Here is a 14,249-nt window from a genome sequence, read left to right on the forward strand (position 1 = left end):
GTTTTTGACTACGTCTCAGCCTGAGATTTTTCAGTGGTCAGATCGGGCAGAGCGGCCTCCCCGCTCCCGGCGCGAGTGGGCACCGGATCGGCCGCAAATCCACGCAGGCCGACGACATGCACGTGCTCGGTGTTATTAAACACCTTACGCATCAGTTTGTAAGTCGTGCCTTTCTCCGGGCTGATGTTCTCCGGCGCAGCAATCACCAGCTGCATCTCCAGACGTTCACACAGCTCAAACAGCGTGGCGATAGAGCGGGCATCCAGACGGGCCGCTTCATCCAGGAACAGCAGGCGGCAAGGTGAGATATCCTTGCCACGCAGACGGCGTGACTCCTCTTCCCAGCTCTGCACGACCATCACCAGAATCGACATCCCGGTGCCGATCGCTTCACCGGTTGAGAGTGCGCCACTTTCTGCACGCAGCCAGCCATCCGAACCGCGGTTAACTTCCACCTCCATCTCCAGATAGTTGCGGTAGTCCAGCAGCTCCTCACCGATAGTCTGCGGCGTCCGCTGACCCATATCGATATGCGGGTTCAGACGCTGATAGAGCTTCGCCAGCGCCTCTGAGAAGGTCAGACGGTTACTGTTGAAGAGGTCCTGATGCTGTTCATGCTCTTCCGACAGCGTATCCAGCAGCATGGCATGGGTTTCGCGAACGTTAACGTTGAGACGTACGCTGCGCACCTGACCAAAGCTGACGGTCTGCAGGCCCTGATTCAGCTGACGGATACGGTTCTGTTCACGCTGGATGGTTTTACGGATGATGTTTGCCGCACTGCGAGAACTGATAGCCAGCATCTGCTCACGCGCGGTCAGCTCTTCCGTCAGGCGATTCAGCTCAATCTCCATCTGCTCAATCGCTTCCACCGGATCGTCAGTCCGGATAATGTCCTGACGAATACGCTCACGCAGATGCTGATAAACGGCGATAAAGAACTGAATTTTACGTTCCGGACGTTTCGGATCTTCCGACAGCCGCAGCACGTCGCGCAGATGCTCATTGTCCGCCACCGCCAGACGCAGCGCACCCAGCGCCTTATCCGACATCGAACGCAGTTCATCGCCACTCATGTAGGCGAGTTCACGACGATGCAGACGGCGCTCCACGCCATTCTCTTTGACCAGACGCAGCACCGTGCACCAGCCCGCTTTCGCGCTGACCACCTGTTCACGCACCTGATGATACTGGCGTTCCAGCTGGCGCAGTCGCTTCTGCAGATTATCCATCTCCGCTTCGCAGAAGGTCAGCTGTTTCTCCAGCTGATTCCGGCGTGCGCGGTTGTGGCTCAGTGCGGTATAAAGCTCATCGCGACGCGCCCGCGCCCGCGCTTCTGCGCTGCTGTCCGCATGGACGCCAATCGTCTGCATCTCCTGCTGCAGCTCTTTCAGCATGTCGCGCTTGGCATCCCAGGCGCTTTTCAGCGAGGCCAGCAGCTGAGCATATTGGGTCAGCTGTGCCTGATGTTCACGCAGACGTTCACGGCAACGACTGCGCTCGCCTTCAGCCTGCTCCAGGCGCTGACGCAGCTTGTCGCTGAGGTCATTGTTGCCACTGAGCATGCTGGCTGAATCGTCATAACTGAAGTGAGCACGACGCTGCACCACCTCGGTCAGGGCAAATGCCTGCTGACGGGCGTTGCGCTGCTGCTGCTGCGCCTGCTGATAGTCCGCCTGCAGCTGTTCGTGCTGTTCCGGGTCGCTCTGCAGAACCGCGATGATCGGTTCCAGTTTCGCCAGCTTAGCGCCATGCTGATGCAGGAAGCGCGCCGCATCCTGAGCGGCATCTACCTGCTCACGAATCTCTTCGCAGCGATCGGCCAGAGTGTCATCCAGCAGCAGATTAACGCGCGGCAGCAGGCGGTTTAACTGCGATACGCCCTCTTTCGCCAGCTCATACTGCTGACGCTGCTGCTGATTGTTACTTTCATGCTGATTGAGTGCCCGCTCCAGCTCCCCGCGACGCGCGCCCAGCTGACGAATCTGCGCTTCCGGGTCGGCATCAAAGGCGACGGCCAGATGACTGCCGATAAAGCGACTGAAGGACTGATGCAGACGCTGCGTTTTCTGCACATCGAACGACAGGGTCGCGTAGCGTTCCGCCAGCTTGTCGCGCTCCAGATGCAGCAGCTCAAGCTGATTTTCACGCGCCGCGCGGCCAAACAGCGGTATTTTCGGGAAGCGGGAGTAGCGCCACTGACGCTCAGCCACTTTTACCACGACCGCATTCTGCAGCTCATCAACACTGAAGACGCTGTCGTCGAATGACTGCGGATCGCCCTCGATCAGATAGAGATCTTCCGGGCACTCTTCCAGTCCGTCCAGCAACTCGCGCACCCGTGAAAGATCAGGTACAACGATCGCGTGACGTGACGGGCCATAGAGCGCCGAGAAGTACGGCGCATCGTCCAGGGTCACATCATCGTAAATCTCTGACAGCAGCACGCCGCCAAAACGTTCTGCCAGCTGGGTCAGACGCGCATCCTCAGCACCGCCCGGCTGACTGAGCCGTTCAATCTGCTGCTCGATGTCGCGTTTACGTGCTGCCACTTCGTCGCGCTCGACGGTAGTTTCACGCTCCTGTTCCAGCAACTGCTGCATGTACTCGGTGACATCCTGGCTGCTGTTCAGCGCCTGGCCGGTCTGTTCGCTGAGCTGCGTCAGGATCTCCTGGGCGGCGAGCCAGTGCGGCGCGCGCGCCGTCAGGCCTGTAATACGTTCACGCAGCTGTTCGAGCTCCTGGCGCATCTTCATGCGCTGCTCACCCGCGTCAGCCACGCTGCTGTTCAGCTGTTCGATCTGCGCTTCCAGCTCCTGCTGCAGGCCAGCCAGCGCATCCGCGTCGTAGTGCTGCCCCTGACGCTTGCAGAACTCGGCCAGCAGACGCTCAGCCTCATGCTGCTCGCGCAGCCGCTGTTCCAGTTCATTGAGACGCAGACGCAGCGAGGAGAGCTGTTCGGCGTGATGGCGCTGATTGCTGGCATCCCGCAGCAGTTCGCGGCCGGTTTGCCAGGCATCCTGACGACTCACCTCACCGGCGATGCTGGTCACCAGCGCCAGCGCCTGTTCAAACTGACTGTGCGCCGCTTCCGCCACGCTCAGCTTCTGCTCAAGACGCAGCAGGTGCTCTGTCGCCTCCTCCTCTTTAGCCTGGAAGCTCTCCTGCCATTCGGCTGCATTGTCGATGCTCAGGTCGGGCAACTGACAAAGGGTACGGGCGCGCTCCAGTGCCTGCAGTGCCTGCTGATACTGAATGGCGCGGGTTTGCTGCACGTCGAGCGCCTGCTGGAAATCGGCCAGCTGACTTTTCAGCTCATCCACTTCCAGCTCAGCCGCTTCAGCCCGCGCTTCGTTCTCTTCCTGAATCTCACGCGCTTCGGCCACCACTTCGGTCTGCTCTTCCAGCCGCAGCGTCAGGTCTTCGATATCGGCATCGTAGCGTTCAATCTTCTCCTGCTGACGCATCGCCGTCTGCACAAGGTTAAGGTGATCGCTGGCGGACTGATAATCGACTTCGAGATCGTTTTCGGCGCCGCTGTGCTCAGCCAGTTCGCGCGCCATTTCAACATGACGATACTGCTCGGTGGCGAGTTGCTTGCGGCTGCTGAACAGTTCATTGCGCAGCTGTAACGCGCTGTCGAGATGAACCCGACGCTCGTTAGCATGGCGCATGTAGTCAGCCGAAACGTAACTGGTCGCCTCAGAGATCAGGTGTTTAAACAGATCGCGATCGGACTGAGTTACGCGGATTGCCTCCAGCGTCATGCGGTTCTCGCGCAGTGCGGCTTCCATATCCTGGAAGGCTTTGCGCACGCCGCTGTTTTCAGGCAGCAGGTAATCACGCAGCGATCGGGTAATCGCACTGGAGATACCGCCGTAGAGCGAGGCTTCGATCAGGCGATAAAACTTGCTGCGATCGCTGGCGGAGCGCAGACGACGCGGCACCACACCCAGATCAAACATCATGGCGTGATAGTCAGTGACCGAGTTATAGGCGCGGAACTGTACCCCTTCCTGCGCCTCAACCCGCTCTTTCACCTCATTCAGCGGCAACACGCGCGCCTGACGGCTGTTCAGCACTTCAGTCAGCATGTCGGTCGGGTTGGTGTCGGCAGGCAGACCGTGGATGCTGAACGGCTTGATATCCACCTTTTTATCCCGGCCGGCGACCTGCTGCAGGCGAACACCCACCACCACACGCTGGTGGCGTGAGTTCACCACATCCAGCATGGAGTAGCAGACGCCGGCGCGCAGTTTGCCGTGCAGGCCTTTATCGCGCGACCCGGAGGTCGCACCCGCTTCGGTGGTATTACGGAAATGCAGCAGTGTCAGATCGGGGATCAGCGCGGTGACAAAAGCCGCCATCGTGGTGGACTTACCGGCCCCGTTACCGCCTGACAGCGTGGTAACTAATTCATCAAGATCAAAGGTGCGGGCAAAAAAGCCGTTCCAGTTGATCAGCGTAAGCGAACGAAACTTTCCGCGCTCAATCATGCCTGTTCTTCCTCTGCGTTCTCACTCGCGTCGCTCTCCTGCCCGTCACCTTCATCGGTGTCGACCGGTGCAGTGGCGTTTTCCAGTAGCATCGCTTCCCCGTCACGAATCAGACGAAGCTGCGCTTCACGGGCATCATCCCCGCCGCGCACGTCAGCGCCAAAGCGGAACACCGATTCCGTGATGCGGAATTTGCTGCTGTCGTTGCCGAAAAACCACACCATGCCGAGACGGCGCAGACGGCTCAGTGAGGCGCGCACTTTCTCCTGCAGCTTGGTGCGGTCCAGATCCGACCCGGTTGAACGCTGATTCACCAGCTTCAGCAGCCGGTTCTCGTCCGCCAGCGAGAGCAGTTCATCGTAGAGCTCCTGCTGGGTGAAAATCCCTTCATTGGCCAGCCGTTCCGGGCTGAGATAGAGATAGCAGAGAATTTTCCCGACCATCATATCCAGCTCAGAGAGTACCGAGCGCGGGATCAGCGTGGTTGAACGCGGACGCAGATAGAAGAAGCCTTCCGGCGCACGGATTAACTCCACGTGATAGCGGCTGTAAAACTCTTCGAGAAACGACTGGTAGTCCATCAGAAAAGCATGGTTATCCAGCTCTTCAATACCGATGTGGCGTCCCGCGCGTAACTGGCTGTCCAGCGCAGGGAAAATCGGGTTGGCCAGTGCCTGTGCCAGCTTAACCGGCATCACTTGTTCAATATTTGTCGATGACATGTGCCTGCACCTTGGCTCCGTAATCATTGATGGCTTGCCATTCCACAGGCAAACCGGCTAAATCGGCTTCCGCTACGCCAAGACGCACCGCCTGGTCCACCACAATGCGCGCCAGATCGAAATGACGGGCGCGGGGATACTGGGCCAGGTAGTCGCGCATTACTGACGCGAGGTTGAGCGGTTTTTGTTGCAACTTGTAGACCTGCAGCGCTTCTTCAATCATGGCTGCCAGCTGTTCGCGGATTTCGTTGATCTCTTCGTACTCCATCTCCGGCGGCAGTTCGCCCATGACTTCGTCGTTACGCAGCGTCAGGGCCTCATCGCGCATGTCATAGAGACGGTCGGCGTTGGCATAGGTCAGCGCCCACGGCGCGTCGAAGTAATTCTGAACCGATACCCGCAGACGCTGCGCAAAGACGCGGTTTTTATCCATGTCGATGGCAGTACGAATAAATTTATGGACGTGGCGGTCGTAGCCGATCCAGAGGTCAATCGCCTGCTGGCCCCAGTTGGTGATTCGGTCAAGTTTGCTCTGCAGATCAAACACCAGCTTGTCGACAAACCCGAGATCCGGGCTGTTCAGCGTGGCATCCTGAATGCGTAACAGGTTTTCCTGCAGCTTGTCACCCGCAGCTTCGAGCGTATCCTGCAGTTCGCGCAGGGTTCCCGAGGTCTCTGAAAGCAGCATTTCGCAGCTGGAGATAGCCGCGCGCCAGTCTTTGTTCAGCAGCTCGGCGATATCGTTTTTGACCGCCTGCTGCTGCTCATCCATCAGACGCTGGGTCATATCGATGCTGTCGAATATCTCTGCCACCGAATATTTCAGCGGCGCGAAAACATTACGGTGCCAGTGAAACTCATCGCCATTTTCCTGCGCGGCATCGGCGGCCCGCTTCAGCTCACTGGCCACAATGGAGAGCTGCATCGACAGGCGCAGGGTCGAAAACTCCCGCTGACGGATGTAGTAGTCGGTGATACCGATCGCCAGCGGCGTCAGGCGATAGATGGCGTTGCCTTCGGTGAGTTCGCTGGTAAAGCGGTTGAGCAGGCGCTGTCGCACCATGTCATTGATGGCGTTATTGGCGCGAACCAGCACGGTTTCATGGGTTTGTTCAAACGCTTTACTGACGTGACGGAAAGCATCAATCAGATCGCCTTCGCTCATTTCGCCGTCCATCCGCTCCCCGTTGAGGGTGGCGATAGCCAGCAAAAAGGCCAGCCGTTCCACTGGCAGCGCAAGGGAAAAGTCATTTTGGCGCGCCCAGGATACCAGTTCAGGTACCGTCTGGGAAAATTCACTCATAATTCGTCCTTCTGCCCGGGTTTACGCGCGGTCACGTGGATGTAACGCCCTAAGCTTAAAAAGGGTTCCTGACGGCAGTAACGCCGCTCCATCTCAATAATTTCGTCGTCGCTTTTGGGCTCGCCCTTTGGCGGTTTCATGTAGTCGCTGAAAACCCGGATACCGGCACGCCGCTCAATCACAAAGCCACAGGCCTCCAGCCAGCGATAAACCTGATCGGGATCGCGGGGATAGTCAGGCGATAGCGTGCGCTTTTTGCGTTTGGTCAGGTTGGTGCGCAGATAGCCAAAGTTGCCCAGCGTTAAGGTGCGCAGTGTCAGGCCGTGCAGATTGTAAAACATCAGTGACATGACCCCACCCGGACGCAGCACATCATACAACGCTTTCAGCACCGCCTCCGGTTCGGCGACCCACTCAAGCACAGCGTGGAACAATACCAGATCCACCGGCTTATCCAAATGTTCACCCACCTGCTGGGCGCTAATTTGTCTGAATTGCATGTTGTGGCTCACACCCTGCGCCGTGGCATTTTCTTCCGCCCGGCGCAGCATCTCACCGGAGAGATCGCACAGCAGCACCTGATGGCCCTGTGCCGCCAGACCGCTGGAGACCTGGCCGATTCCGCCACCCGCATCCAGCACGGAGAGCGGATGTGGCGACAGGCCTGGCAGGATCATCGCCAGCTCATCATGGAGAATGGCCTGGCGTATCCGTCCTTTGGTGGTGCCGTAAATATTTTGCGAAAATTTATCCGCGAGATCGTCAAAGTTACGATCCTGCATGGCATGCGCTCCGGTATGCTGCGGTAAGACTTGTGCTATTTTGTCACAGGCACCAGAAGAATGAACCTTTCATCCCCATCTTCCCTTCCGGGTGCTCTATTTTCGGACAACAGGACGCGTTTTTGATGTTATTTACCCTGAAAAAAGTGACTGGCGGGCTGCTTTTACCCCTGCCGTTTCTGCTTTTGCTGATGGCATTGGGCATTTTACTGCTTTGGCTGACTGACTGGCAGAAAAGCGGTAAAACCGTGATCTCTGTCAGCTGGCTGTTACTGCTGCTTCTGAGTCTGCAACCGCTGGCCGATCGCCTGCTGTTGCCGCTGGATAGCCGTTATCCGACCTGGAACGGCAGCCGTGAGGTGGATTACATCGTCGTGCTGGGCGGAGGCTACACGTTCAATCCGGCGTGGGCGCCGAGCTCAAATCTGCTGAACAACAGCCTGCCGCGCGTGGCAGAAGGAGTGCGCCAGTGGCAACGCAATCCGCAATCGACCCTGATTTTCACCGGCGCCGCAGGCGGTACCAATCCGAAGAGCAGCGCCTGGGTCGCGGCACAGGTAGCCGAAAGTTTGGGTGTTCCCCCGGCACATATTCAGCTTCTCGATCAGCCGCGCGATACGGCGGATGAGGCGCAGGCGGTGAAAGGCGTGGTGGGTGAACATCCATTCCTGCTGGTCACATCCGCGAATCATATGCCGCGGGCAATACGTTTTTTCCACGCGGTCGGATTGCAGCCGATTGCCGCACCCGCCAACCAGCTGGCAATTACCTCACCGCTGAATGGATGGGAGCGGGCGATACCCTCCCCGATCTGGCTGAGTCACAGCGAACGGGCGGTGTATGAAACGCTTGGCGCACTATTACAGAGGCTGAAAGGCGAGAAACCGGACTCAGCCGAGCCAGGGAAGTAGCTGCGCGCAGGCATGGTCAAAACGGGGACGATTAAAGGTGCCGGTCTGGATCAGCTGGTCGACGCAGTCCCACACCTGATAAACCCAACGACGCCAGACAAAGCCCTCTGAAACCGGTGCCCGCTGCAGATAGCTGTGCAGCAGCGCGGTTTCAGCAGGAGAGTCATCCAGATGGATGAGGTCAATCTCACGCGGTGCCCAGAGGAGCGGGCCGGGCTGGGTCATCGCGATTAGCTGATCGCTGCGGCTGTTTTTCAGCATGCTTTGCAGCCGGACGTTGCCATGCACCATTACGCAGGGATCGTCAAAGCCGCGGAACAGATGCGCCAGTCGCGCCCGGCAGCGAAACAGAATCTGGCGATCTTCGAGCGTCAAAGCCGGTGGTCGCAGATAATTCAGCGTCGCCCACAGCACCTCAACCCGCTGAGCATACCAGGCGGGCCAGCGATTCTGCTGAGTGCTGTCCACCGTACCCACCAGCCCATGGCTGTCGAGCCGATGCCAGGCAAGCAGCCCCTCGACTACCTGCTCACAAAACTGCTGCCAGCGCTGAGCATCCCGCGCCGGGGCCTCCGCCGTCACGCCATTGAGTCGCGCCAGCAGAAGCATTTCATGAACCGGAGGACGCTGGCTCATCACCAGACCATACACGGCTGGCACCGCAATCCGTCCGGCCTGACCGAGCAACGTCAGCTTTTTCGCTTCTATCGCTGCCCGGCCCTGATGACGAAAATATTTTGCCACGACCGGCATAGGGAGGCCTTCCCGATCGTATAGCGCATAAAGTCGGGTGGGCGGCTGATCGCTGATGATTTCGAGGCGGCTGATCGTTTCCCCCAGCGCCAGCGTGAGTTCCGATTTAAGCTCTTCCATGCGGCATCCTCCTCAGATGAGTATCACAATATCCTGAAGGAAGTGTTGGCGATAAGTTTAGTGGCGGATCAATAAGGTTGTGCGGAAACGGGGAGACAGGCTCCCCGATAATCAGGCCTGCATGGCCTCGCGGACACGTTGCAGATCGTCTGGCGTGTCTACTCCCACGCTGGGAATAGTTTGCGCAACAGCAACATGAATTTTCTCGCCGTACCATAACACCCGCAGCTGTTCGAGCAGCTCAATCTGCTCCAGCGGACAAGGTGCCCAGGCAACATAGCGGCGGATAAAACCGGCACGATAGGCGTAAATACCAATGTGGCGCAGCAGCGTGTCACCAATCTGGTCGCGTGACGCAGCATAGCGTTCACGATCCCAGGGGATAGTCGCCCGTGAAAAATAGAGTGCGTAACCCTGCGCATCCATGACTACTTTCACCGCATTGGGATTAAACGCTTCCTCCGCATCCGTGATGGGTATGGCCAGCGTCGCCATGCCCGCTGCCGACCCTGCCAGATTATTCGCCACCTGACGCACAATCTCTGCCGGAATCATCGGTTCGTCGCCCTGCACGTTGACGATGATTTCATCATCGGCAAACTGATACTTTTCGATCACTTCCGCCAGCCGCTCTGTGCCGGACTGGTGATCGGCGCGCGTCATGCAGACTTCGCCGCCTGCCGCTTCCACGGCCTGCGCCACATCGGGATGATCGGTGGCCACAATGACCCGGCTGGCACCCGACTCGCGGGCGCGCTCCATCACATGCACCACCATCGGTTTACCATGAATATCGAGCAGCGGCTTGCCGGGTAAGCGGGTTGACGCATAACGTGCAGGAATGATGGCGGTGAAACTCATGGATGAATCTCTTCAACAGAGAGCGTACGGGCTTCTGTTTCCAGCAGTACCGGAATCCCCTCTCTGACCGGAAAGGCCAGGCCATCAGGTTTGCAGATCAGCTCCTGCTGAGCATTGTTAAAGTAGAGTTTGCCATTACAGACCGGGCAGGCAACGATTTCGAGTAAACGATGATCCATATGTCCTCCATCAGGGAGCAAATGCTTAAGGGGTAAAGCATACCATAGCCCGCTTCATGCGGGATGGGGTAAAACGTTCTCTGCGGCAGCTGCCGCAAAAGAGATTATGCCAGTGTCCACAGCGCAGGCCAGCAATCGCTAAGGGCCTCTGGCATGTTGAGGATGACGACGCTCTCTGCACCCTGCCATGCGGCGAAACGTTCGATCGCCCGCCGGATATCCACGACAAAGCGTGCCGTCACACGGGTCTTATCTTCAAGCCAGATATTTTTAATTTCCAGCTGTTTAGCCTTGCGCAGCATGCGGGCATCCAGCCGGCCTTTCAGCTGGCCGCGATGAAGTATCGGCAGCACAAAATAGCCAAATTTCCGCTTTTCCGCCGGGGTATAGCACTCGATACGATAGTCAAAGCTGAACAGCTCCAGCGCACGTTTGCGATCCCAGACCACCGGATCAAACGGCGACAACAGCGCGCTGTGCGTCGCCTGCAGCGGGGTCTCCAGTAACGGCAGCAGGTCCCGGTGAAGCCACATCGCCCCCAGCCCTTCCGTGTTGACGGCCACCAGTTCTCCGGCTGCCTGCGCCTCAGCGATAAACGCGTTCAGTGGTGCCCGTTTCAGTCGGTAGTAGTCGGCCAGCCAGGCAGTGCGAAAGAGGCCCAGACTGCGGGCACTGTTCAGCAACATCTGGTGGATGGCTTCCGCTTCGCTGATACCATGGATGGCATCCTGCCAGTCAGGCATCACGCGGCTGCGCAGGTCATAGACACGCTGAAAATTGCGCCGTTCGGTAACCATCAGTTCACCGGCGCTGAAGAGATTTTCCAGATGGCGCTTGTGCGGTTTCCATGCCCACCATCCCGATTTGGGGTTATCAGCATGGCTGAAGTCGGCGGCCCGTACCGGCCCCTTCTCCCTGATCTGCTGCAGAAGATCGGCTATCTCCTGCTGATGCTCAGCAACCCACTGCGCATTATATTTCCAGCCCAGCCGCTCCGGCGACAGCATGCGATGACGCAGAAGCCGGTAATCGGCGCGGGGAATAAAGCAGGCTTCGTGCGCCCAGTATTCAAACAGCTCACCCTCAGCCAGCGCCTGTTCCAGCCAGCGCTGTGGAAAGTCACCAAGACGGCTGAAAAGCACCAGATAAGGACTGCGGGCCACCACATGGATCGTATCAATCTGCAGCAGCGACATGCGGGAGATGCACGCGATCAGATCCTGATAGACCGCGCGCTTTGCGGGGGCGCGCAGCAGGCCCTGGGCGGCAAGATGAAGGTGACGGGCCTGCTGTAACGAAAGTGAATGCGTGGTGTTCATTCTTTTCCTTATCAGGCCTCACCTGAATGCGCATTGGGGGGTCAGGACGTGCGGCGGCAGAGCTGTTCGATATCGTCCAGTAAGGGCGTCACGGCATGGCCGGATAACCGGGCATCTACCGGCAGATACCACCACGACGGCTGGGCAAACGGGCGGCATTTCACCGCATCTTTTTCGGTCATCAGCAGTTGCTGGCCCGGCTGCAGTAAGCGGGTCAGCTCATCTTCGCTGTAGGCGTGATGATCGGCAAAGGCGACTTCTGCCAGCGGCGTCATACCCTGCTGCTTCAGGGTGTTGAAAAAGCGGGGCGGATGACCAATACCGGCCATCGCCACCACTGCATCCAGCTGCTGCAACGGACAGGTTTTGCCGGTCAGCAGATTAGTGGCCAGGCCAGGCTGGAGATGCATGGCAATCTCGCCAGCCAGTGCATCGCCGCCGTTGATGATTACCGCATCAACCTGCTGCAGACGACTGGCTCGTTCGCGCATCGGACCGGCGGGCAACCACCAGCCATTACCGAAGCGACGCAGGCCATCCACCACCACAATTTCCCGGTCGCGCTGCAGAGCGTAATGCTGCAGGCCATCATCCGTGATAATGACATCCAGCGGGCCCTGCTGCAGTAACGCCTCAATCGCCTGTTGACGTCGGGGGGCGACCGCGACCGGTGCCCCGGTGCGCTGGGCAATCAGGACCGGTTCATCCCCGGCCTGATCGGTGCCGGTCTGGTTGGTCACCCGCAGAGGATAGTGATCCGCCTTGCCACCATATCCCCTGGAGACGACCCCCACACGCAGCCCGCGCTGCTGCAGCGCCTCAACCAGCCAGATCACCACCGGCGTTTTTCCATTGCCGCCAGCGGTTAAGTTACCCACCACCACAACCGGCAAGGGCGCACGCCAGCTTTTTCGCCAGCCCCGGCGGTAACTGAAACGTATCAGAGCCGTAATCGCCCCATACAGCAGGCTCAATGGCCAGAGCAGAAGCCACAGCGGTGAGCGACCACTCCAGATACGTTCAATCATTGGCCGAATTGCATCTTGTGCAGCTGGGCATAGGCACCGCGTTCAGCCAGCAGCACCTGATGCGTTCCACGTTCAACGATCTGACCATCTTCAATCACCACAATCTCATCCGCTTTCTCAATCGTGGAGAGTCGATGCGCAATCACCAGCGAGGTGCGGTTCTTCTGCAACTCATCCAGGGCTGACTGAATCGCACGTTCGGACTCGGTATCCAGAGCTGAGGTCGCTTCATCAAGGATCAGAATCGGACAATCGCGCAGCAGGGCACGGGCGATGGCAATACGCTGACGCTGGCCGCCAGACAGCAGCACGCCATTCTCACCAATGACCGTATCCAGGCCTTTATCCATTTTATTGATAAAGTCCATGGCGTGCGCCATGGTCGCTGCCCGTTCGATCTCTTCACGGCTGTATTGCTCACTGCGCGCATAGGCGATGTTATTGGCAATCGTGTCGTTGAAGAGATGCACATTCTGCGACACCAGCGCCACCTGATTACGCAGCGAACGCAGGGTGTACTCACGCAGGTCAAAACCGTCCAGCAGAATTTCACCCTGCTGGATGTCATAAAAGCGGGTCAGCAGGCTCGCCATCGTGGACTTACCGGAACCGGAACGGCCCACCAGCGCGACCGTTTTTCCGGCGGGCAGCGACAGATTGATATTGCGCAGTGCCGGGACTTCACGGCCCGGATAGGTAAAGGTCACGTCGCGGAACTCAATATCGCCTTTGGCGCGGGTAATTTCGCGGGTGCCATTGTCCACTTCCTGTTCACTGTCCAGAATGGAGAACAGGGTCTGACAGGCTGCCATGCCGCGCTGGAACTGGGCATTGACGTTGGTCAGAGACTTAAGCGGGCGCATCAGAGCAATCATCGAAGAGAAGACCACGGTGATGGTGCCAGCGGTCAGGGTATCCATGACGCTCGGGAAACTGGCGGCGTAAAGAACAAAAGCCAGGGCCAGAGAGGCGATCAGCTGAATCACCGGATCGGAAATAGAGGAGGCTGAGACCAGCTTCATTCCCTGCTGACGCATACGGTTACTGACGCGGTTAAAGCGCTCTGACTCAATTTCCTGACCGCCAAAAATCAGTACCTCTTTATGTCCTTTCAGCATCTGCTCGGCGCTGGTGGTCACCTGCCCCATGGTGTTCTGCATACTTTTGCTGATTGAACGGAAGCGCTTAGAAACGGTGCGGATGGCAAAGGAGACGATAGGTGCCAGCACGATCAGGATTAACGACAGCTGCCAGCTGTAGTAGAACATCATGATGAACAGGCCAATAATCGATGCCCCTTCACGCACCACGGTGACCAGCGCACCGGAAGAGGATGAGGCGACCTGTTCAGAGTCATAAGTGATACGCGACAGCAGGGTGCCGGTCGACTGCTGGTCAAAAAATGAAACCGGCATGCCCATCATATGGCTGAACAGGCGACGGCGAATATTCATCACGACATTGCCGGAGACCCAGGAGATGCAGTAGCTGGAGATATAGCTGGTTACGCCACGTACCAGCATCAGGCCGATCACCACCAACGGCATCCACAGCATCACTGACCGGTCGGCTTTACCAAAACCATCATCCAGTAACGGTTTCAACAGGGAGAGCATTAAGGCGTCGCCCGCAGCATTAATAATCAGGGCGACAGAGGCCACAATTAATCCCGCTTTATTTGGCGCGATCATCGGCCAGAGTCGGCGGAACGTCTGCCACGTAGAGAGATCTTTATCTTGATGCATTATTTATTCACGCTGTTGGAAATAGCCGGC

General features: G+C 58.1%; 11 protein-coding genes. 1 reads left to right on the top strand and 10 read right to left on the bottom strand.

Features of this window, described 5'->3' with window-relative positions; all coding sequences use genetic code 11:
- Positions 1–8: 8 nt before the first annotated feature.
- Genes mukB through cmoM form a run of 4 tightly spaced genes read right to left on the bottom strand, consistent with a single transcriptional unit; the run spans position 9 to position 7,303 of the window.
- Positions 9–4,496 (bottom strand): chromosome partition protein MukB, encoded by a 4,488-nt coding sequence (gene mukB, locus F3I47_RS04295; protein WP_009091089.1) that lies wholly within the window; start codon positions 4,494–4,496, stop codon positions 9–11.
- Positions 4,493–5,218, bottom strand: a complete 726-nt coding sequence (gene mukE / locus F3I47_RS04300; protein WP_009091092.1) for a chromosome partition protein MukE — start codon at positions 5,216–5,218, stop codon at positions 4,493–4,495. The genes mukB and mukE overlap by 4 nt, the downstream gene beginning before the upstream one ends.
- On the bottom strand, positions 5,199–6,521 hold the full coding sequence (gene mukF, locus F3I47_RS04305) for a chromosome partition protein MukF (RefSeq protein WP_150029721.1): 1,323 nt from the start codon (positions 6,519–6,521) through the stop codon (positions 5,199–5,201). Before mukF ends, mukE begins: the two co-directional genes overlap by 20 nt.
- The gene (cmoM, locus tag F3I47_RS04310; protein ID WP_058957450.1) at positions 6,518–7,303 is read right to left on the bottom strand and encodes a tRNA uridine 5-oxyacetic acid(34) methyltransferase CmoM; all 786 of its coding nucleotides are present in this window, start codon (positions 7,301–7,303) and stop codon (positions 6,518–6,520) included. The genes mukF and cmoM overlap by 4 nt, the downstream gene beginning before the upstream one ends.
- A gap of 125 nt (positions 7,304–7,428) precedes the next feature.
- On the opposite strand from cmoM, the gene elyC reads away from it, so the two are divergent.
- Positions 7,429–8,214 carry an envelope biogenesis factor ElyC gene (gene elyC, locus F3I47_RS04315; protein WP_058957451.1) on the top strand — a complete coding sequence of 262 codons (786 nt, stop codon included), beginning with the start codon at positions 7,429–7,431 and terminating at the stop codon, positions 8,212–8,214.
- Here the strand turns inward: elyC and F3I47_RS04320 are convergent.
- The 6 genes from F3I47_RS04320 to msbA form a co-directional block, all read right to left on the bottom strand.
- Positions 8,194–9,087, bottom strand: coding sequence for a hypothetical protein (locus F3I47_RS04320; protein WP_009091097.1), 894 nt, complete (start codon positions 9,085–9,087; stop codon positions 8,194–8,196). The genes elyC and F3I47_RS04320 overlap by 21 nt on opposite strands.
- 111 nt (positions 9,088–9,198) lie before the next feature.
- Positions 9,199–9,948 carry a 3-deoxy-manno-octulosonate cytidylyltransferase gene (gene kdsB / locus F3I47_RS04325; RefSeq protein WP_150029722.1) on the bottom strand — a complete coding sequence of 250 codons (750 nt, stop codon included), beginning with the start codon at positions 9,946–9,948 and terminating at the stop codon, positions 9,199–9,201.
- On the bottom strand, positions 9,945–10,127 hold the full coding sequence (locus F3I47_RS04330; RefSeq protein WP_009091101.1) for a Trm112 family protein: 183 nt from the start codon (positions 10,125–10,127) through the stop codon (positions 9,945–9,947). Before F3I47_RS04330 ends, kdsB begins: the two co-directional genes overlap by 4 nt.
- 104 nt (positions 10,128–10,231) lie before the next feature.
- Complete coding sequence (locus tag F3I47_RS04335; RefSeq protein ID WP_150029723.1) at positions 10,232–11,446, bottom strand: winged helix-turn-helix domain-containing protein; 1,215 nt, start codon at positions 11,444–11,446, stop codon at positions 10,232–10,234.
- Between the two features lie 41 nt (positions 11,447–11,487).
- The gene (gene lpxK / locus F3I47_RS04340; protein ID WP_150029724.1) at positions 11,488–12,474 is read right to left on the bottom strand and encodes a tetraacyldisaccharide 4'-kinase; all 987 of its coding nucleotides are present in this window, start codon (positions 12,472–12,474) and stop codon (positions 11,488–11,490) included.
- Positions 12,471–14,219, bottom strand: coding sequence for a lipid A ABC transporter ATP-binding protein/permease MsbA (msbA, locus tag F3I47_RS04345; protein WP_046101523.1), 1,749 nt, complete (start codon positions 14,217–14,219; stop codon positions 12,471–12,473). Before msbA ends, lpxK begins: the two co-directional genes overlap by 4 nt.
- Between the last annotated feature and the right edge of the window lie 30 nt (positions 14,220–14,249).

This window comes from Pantoea sp. M_10, from assembly GCF_008631515.1.
In the GTDB taxonomy this organism is placed as follows: domain Bacteria; phylum Pseudomonadota; class Gammaproteobacteria; order Enterobacterales; family Enterobacteriaceae; genus Pantoea; species Pantoea anthophila.

Excerpts from the sequence above, each read along its gene's own strand:
- F3I47_RS04320 (WP_009091097.1), bottom strand. The coding sequence starts at position 9,087 with ATGGAAGAGCTTAAATCGGAACTCACGCTGGCGCTGGGGGAAACGATC.
- msbA (WP_046101523.1), bottom strand. The coding sequence starts at position 14,219 with ATGCATCAAGATAAAGATCTCTCTACGTGGCAGACGTTCCGCCGACTC.
- mukF (WP_150029721.1), bottom strand. The coding sequence starts at position 6,521 with ATGAGTGAATTTTCCCAGACGGTACCTGAACTGGTATCCTGGGCGCGC.
- cmoM (WP_058957450.1), bottom strand. The coding sequence starts at position 7,303 with ATGCAGGATCGTAACTTTGACGATCTCGCGGATAAATTTTCGCAAAAT.
- elyC (WP_058957451.1), top strand. The coding sequence starts at position 7,429 with ATGTTATTTACCCTGAAAAAAGTGACTGGCGGGCTGCTTTTACCCCTG.
- lpxK (WP_150029724.1), bottom strand. The coding sequence starts at position 12,474 with ATGATTGAACGTATCTGGAGTGGTCGCTCACCGCTGTGGCTTCTGCTC.
- F3I47_RS04335 (WP_150029723.1), bottom strand. The coding sequence starts at position 11,446 with ATGAACACCACGCATTCACTTTCGTTACAGCAGGCCCGTCACCTTCAT.
- F3I47_RS04330 (WP_009091101.1), bottom strand. The coding sequence starts at position 10,127 with ATGGATCATCGTTTACTCGAAATCGTTGCCTGCCCGGTCTGTAATGGC.
- mukB (WP_009091089.1), bottom strand. The coding sequence starts at position 4,496 with ATGATTGAGCGCGGAAAGTTTCGTTCGCTTACGCTGATCAACTGGAAC.
- mukE (WP_009091092.1), bottom strand. The coding sequence starts at position 5,218 with ATGTCATCGACAAATATTGAACAAGTGATGCCGGTTAAGCTGGCACAG.
- kdsB (WP_150029722.1), bottom strand. The coding sequence starts at position 9,948 with ATGAGTTTCACCGCCATCATTCCTGCACGTTATGCGTCAACCCGCTTA.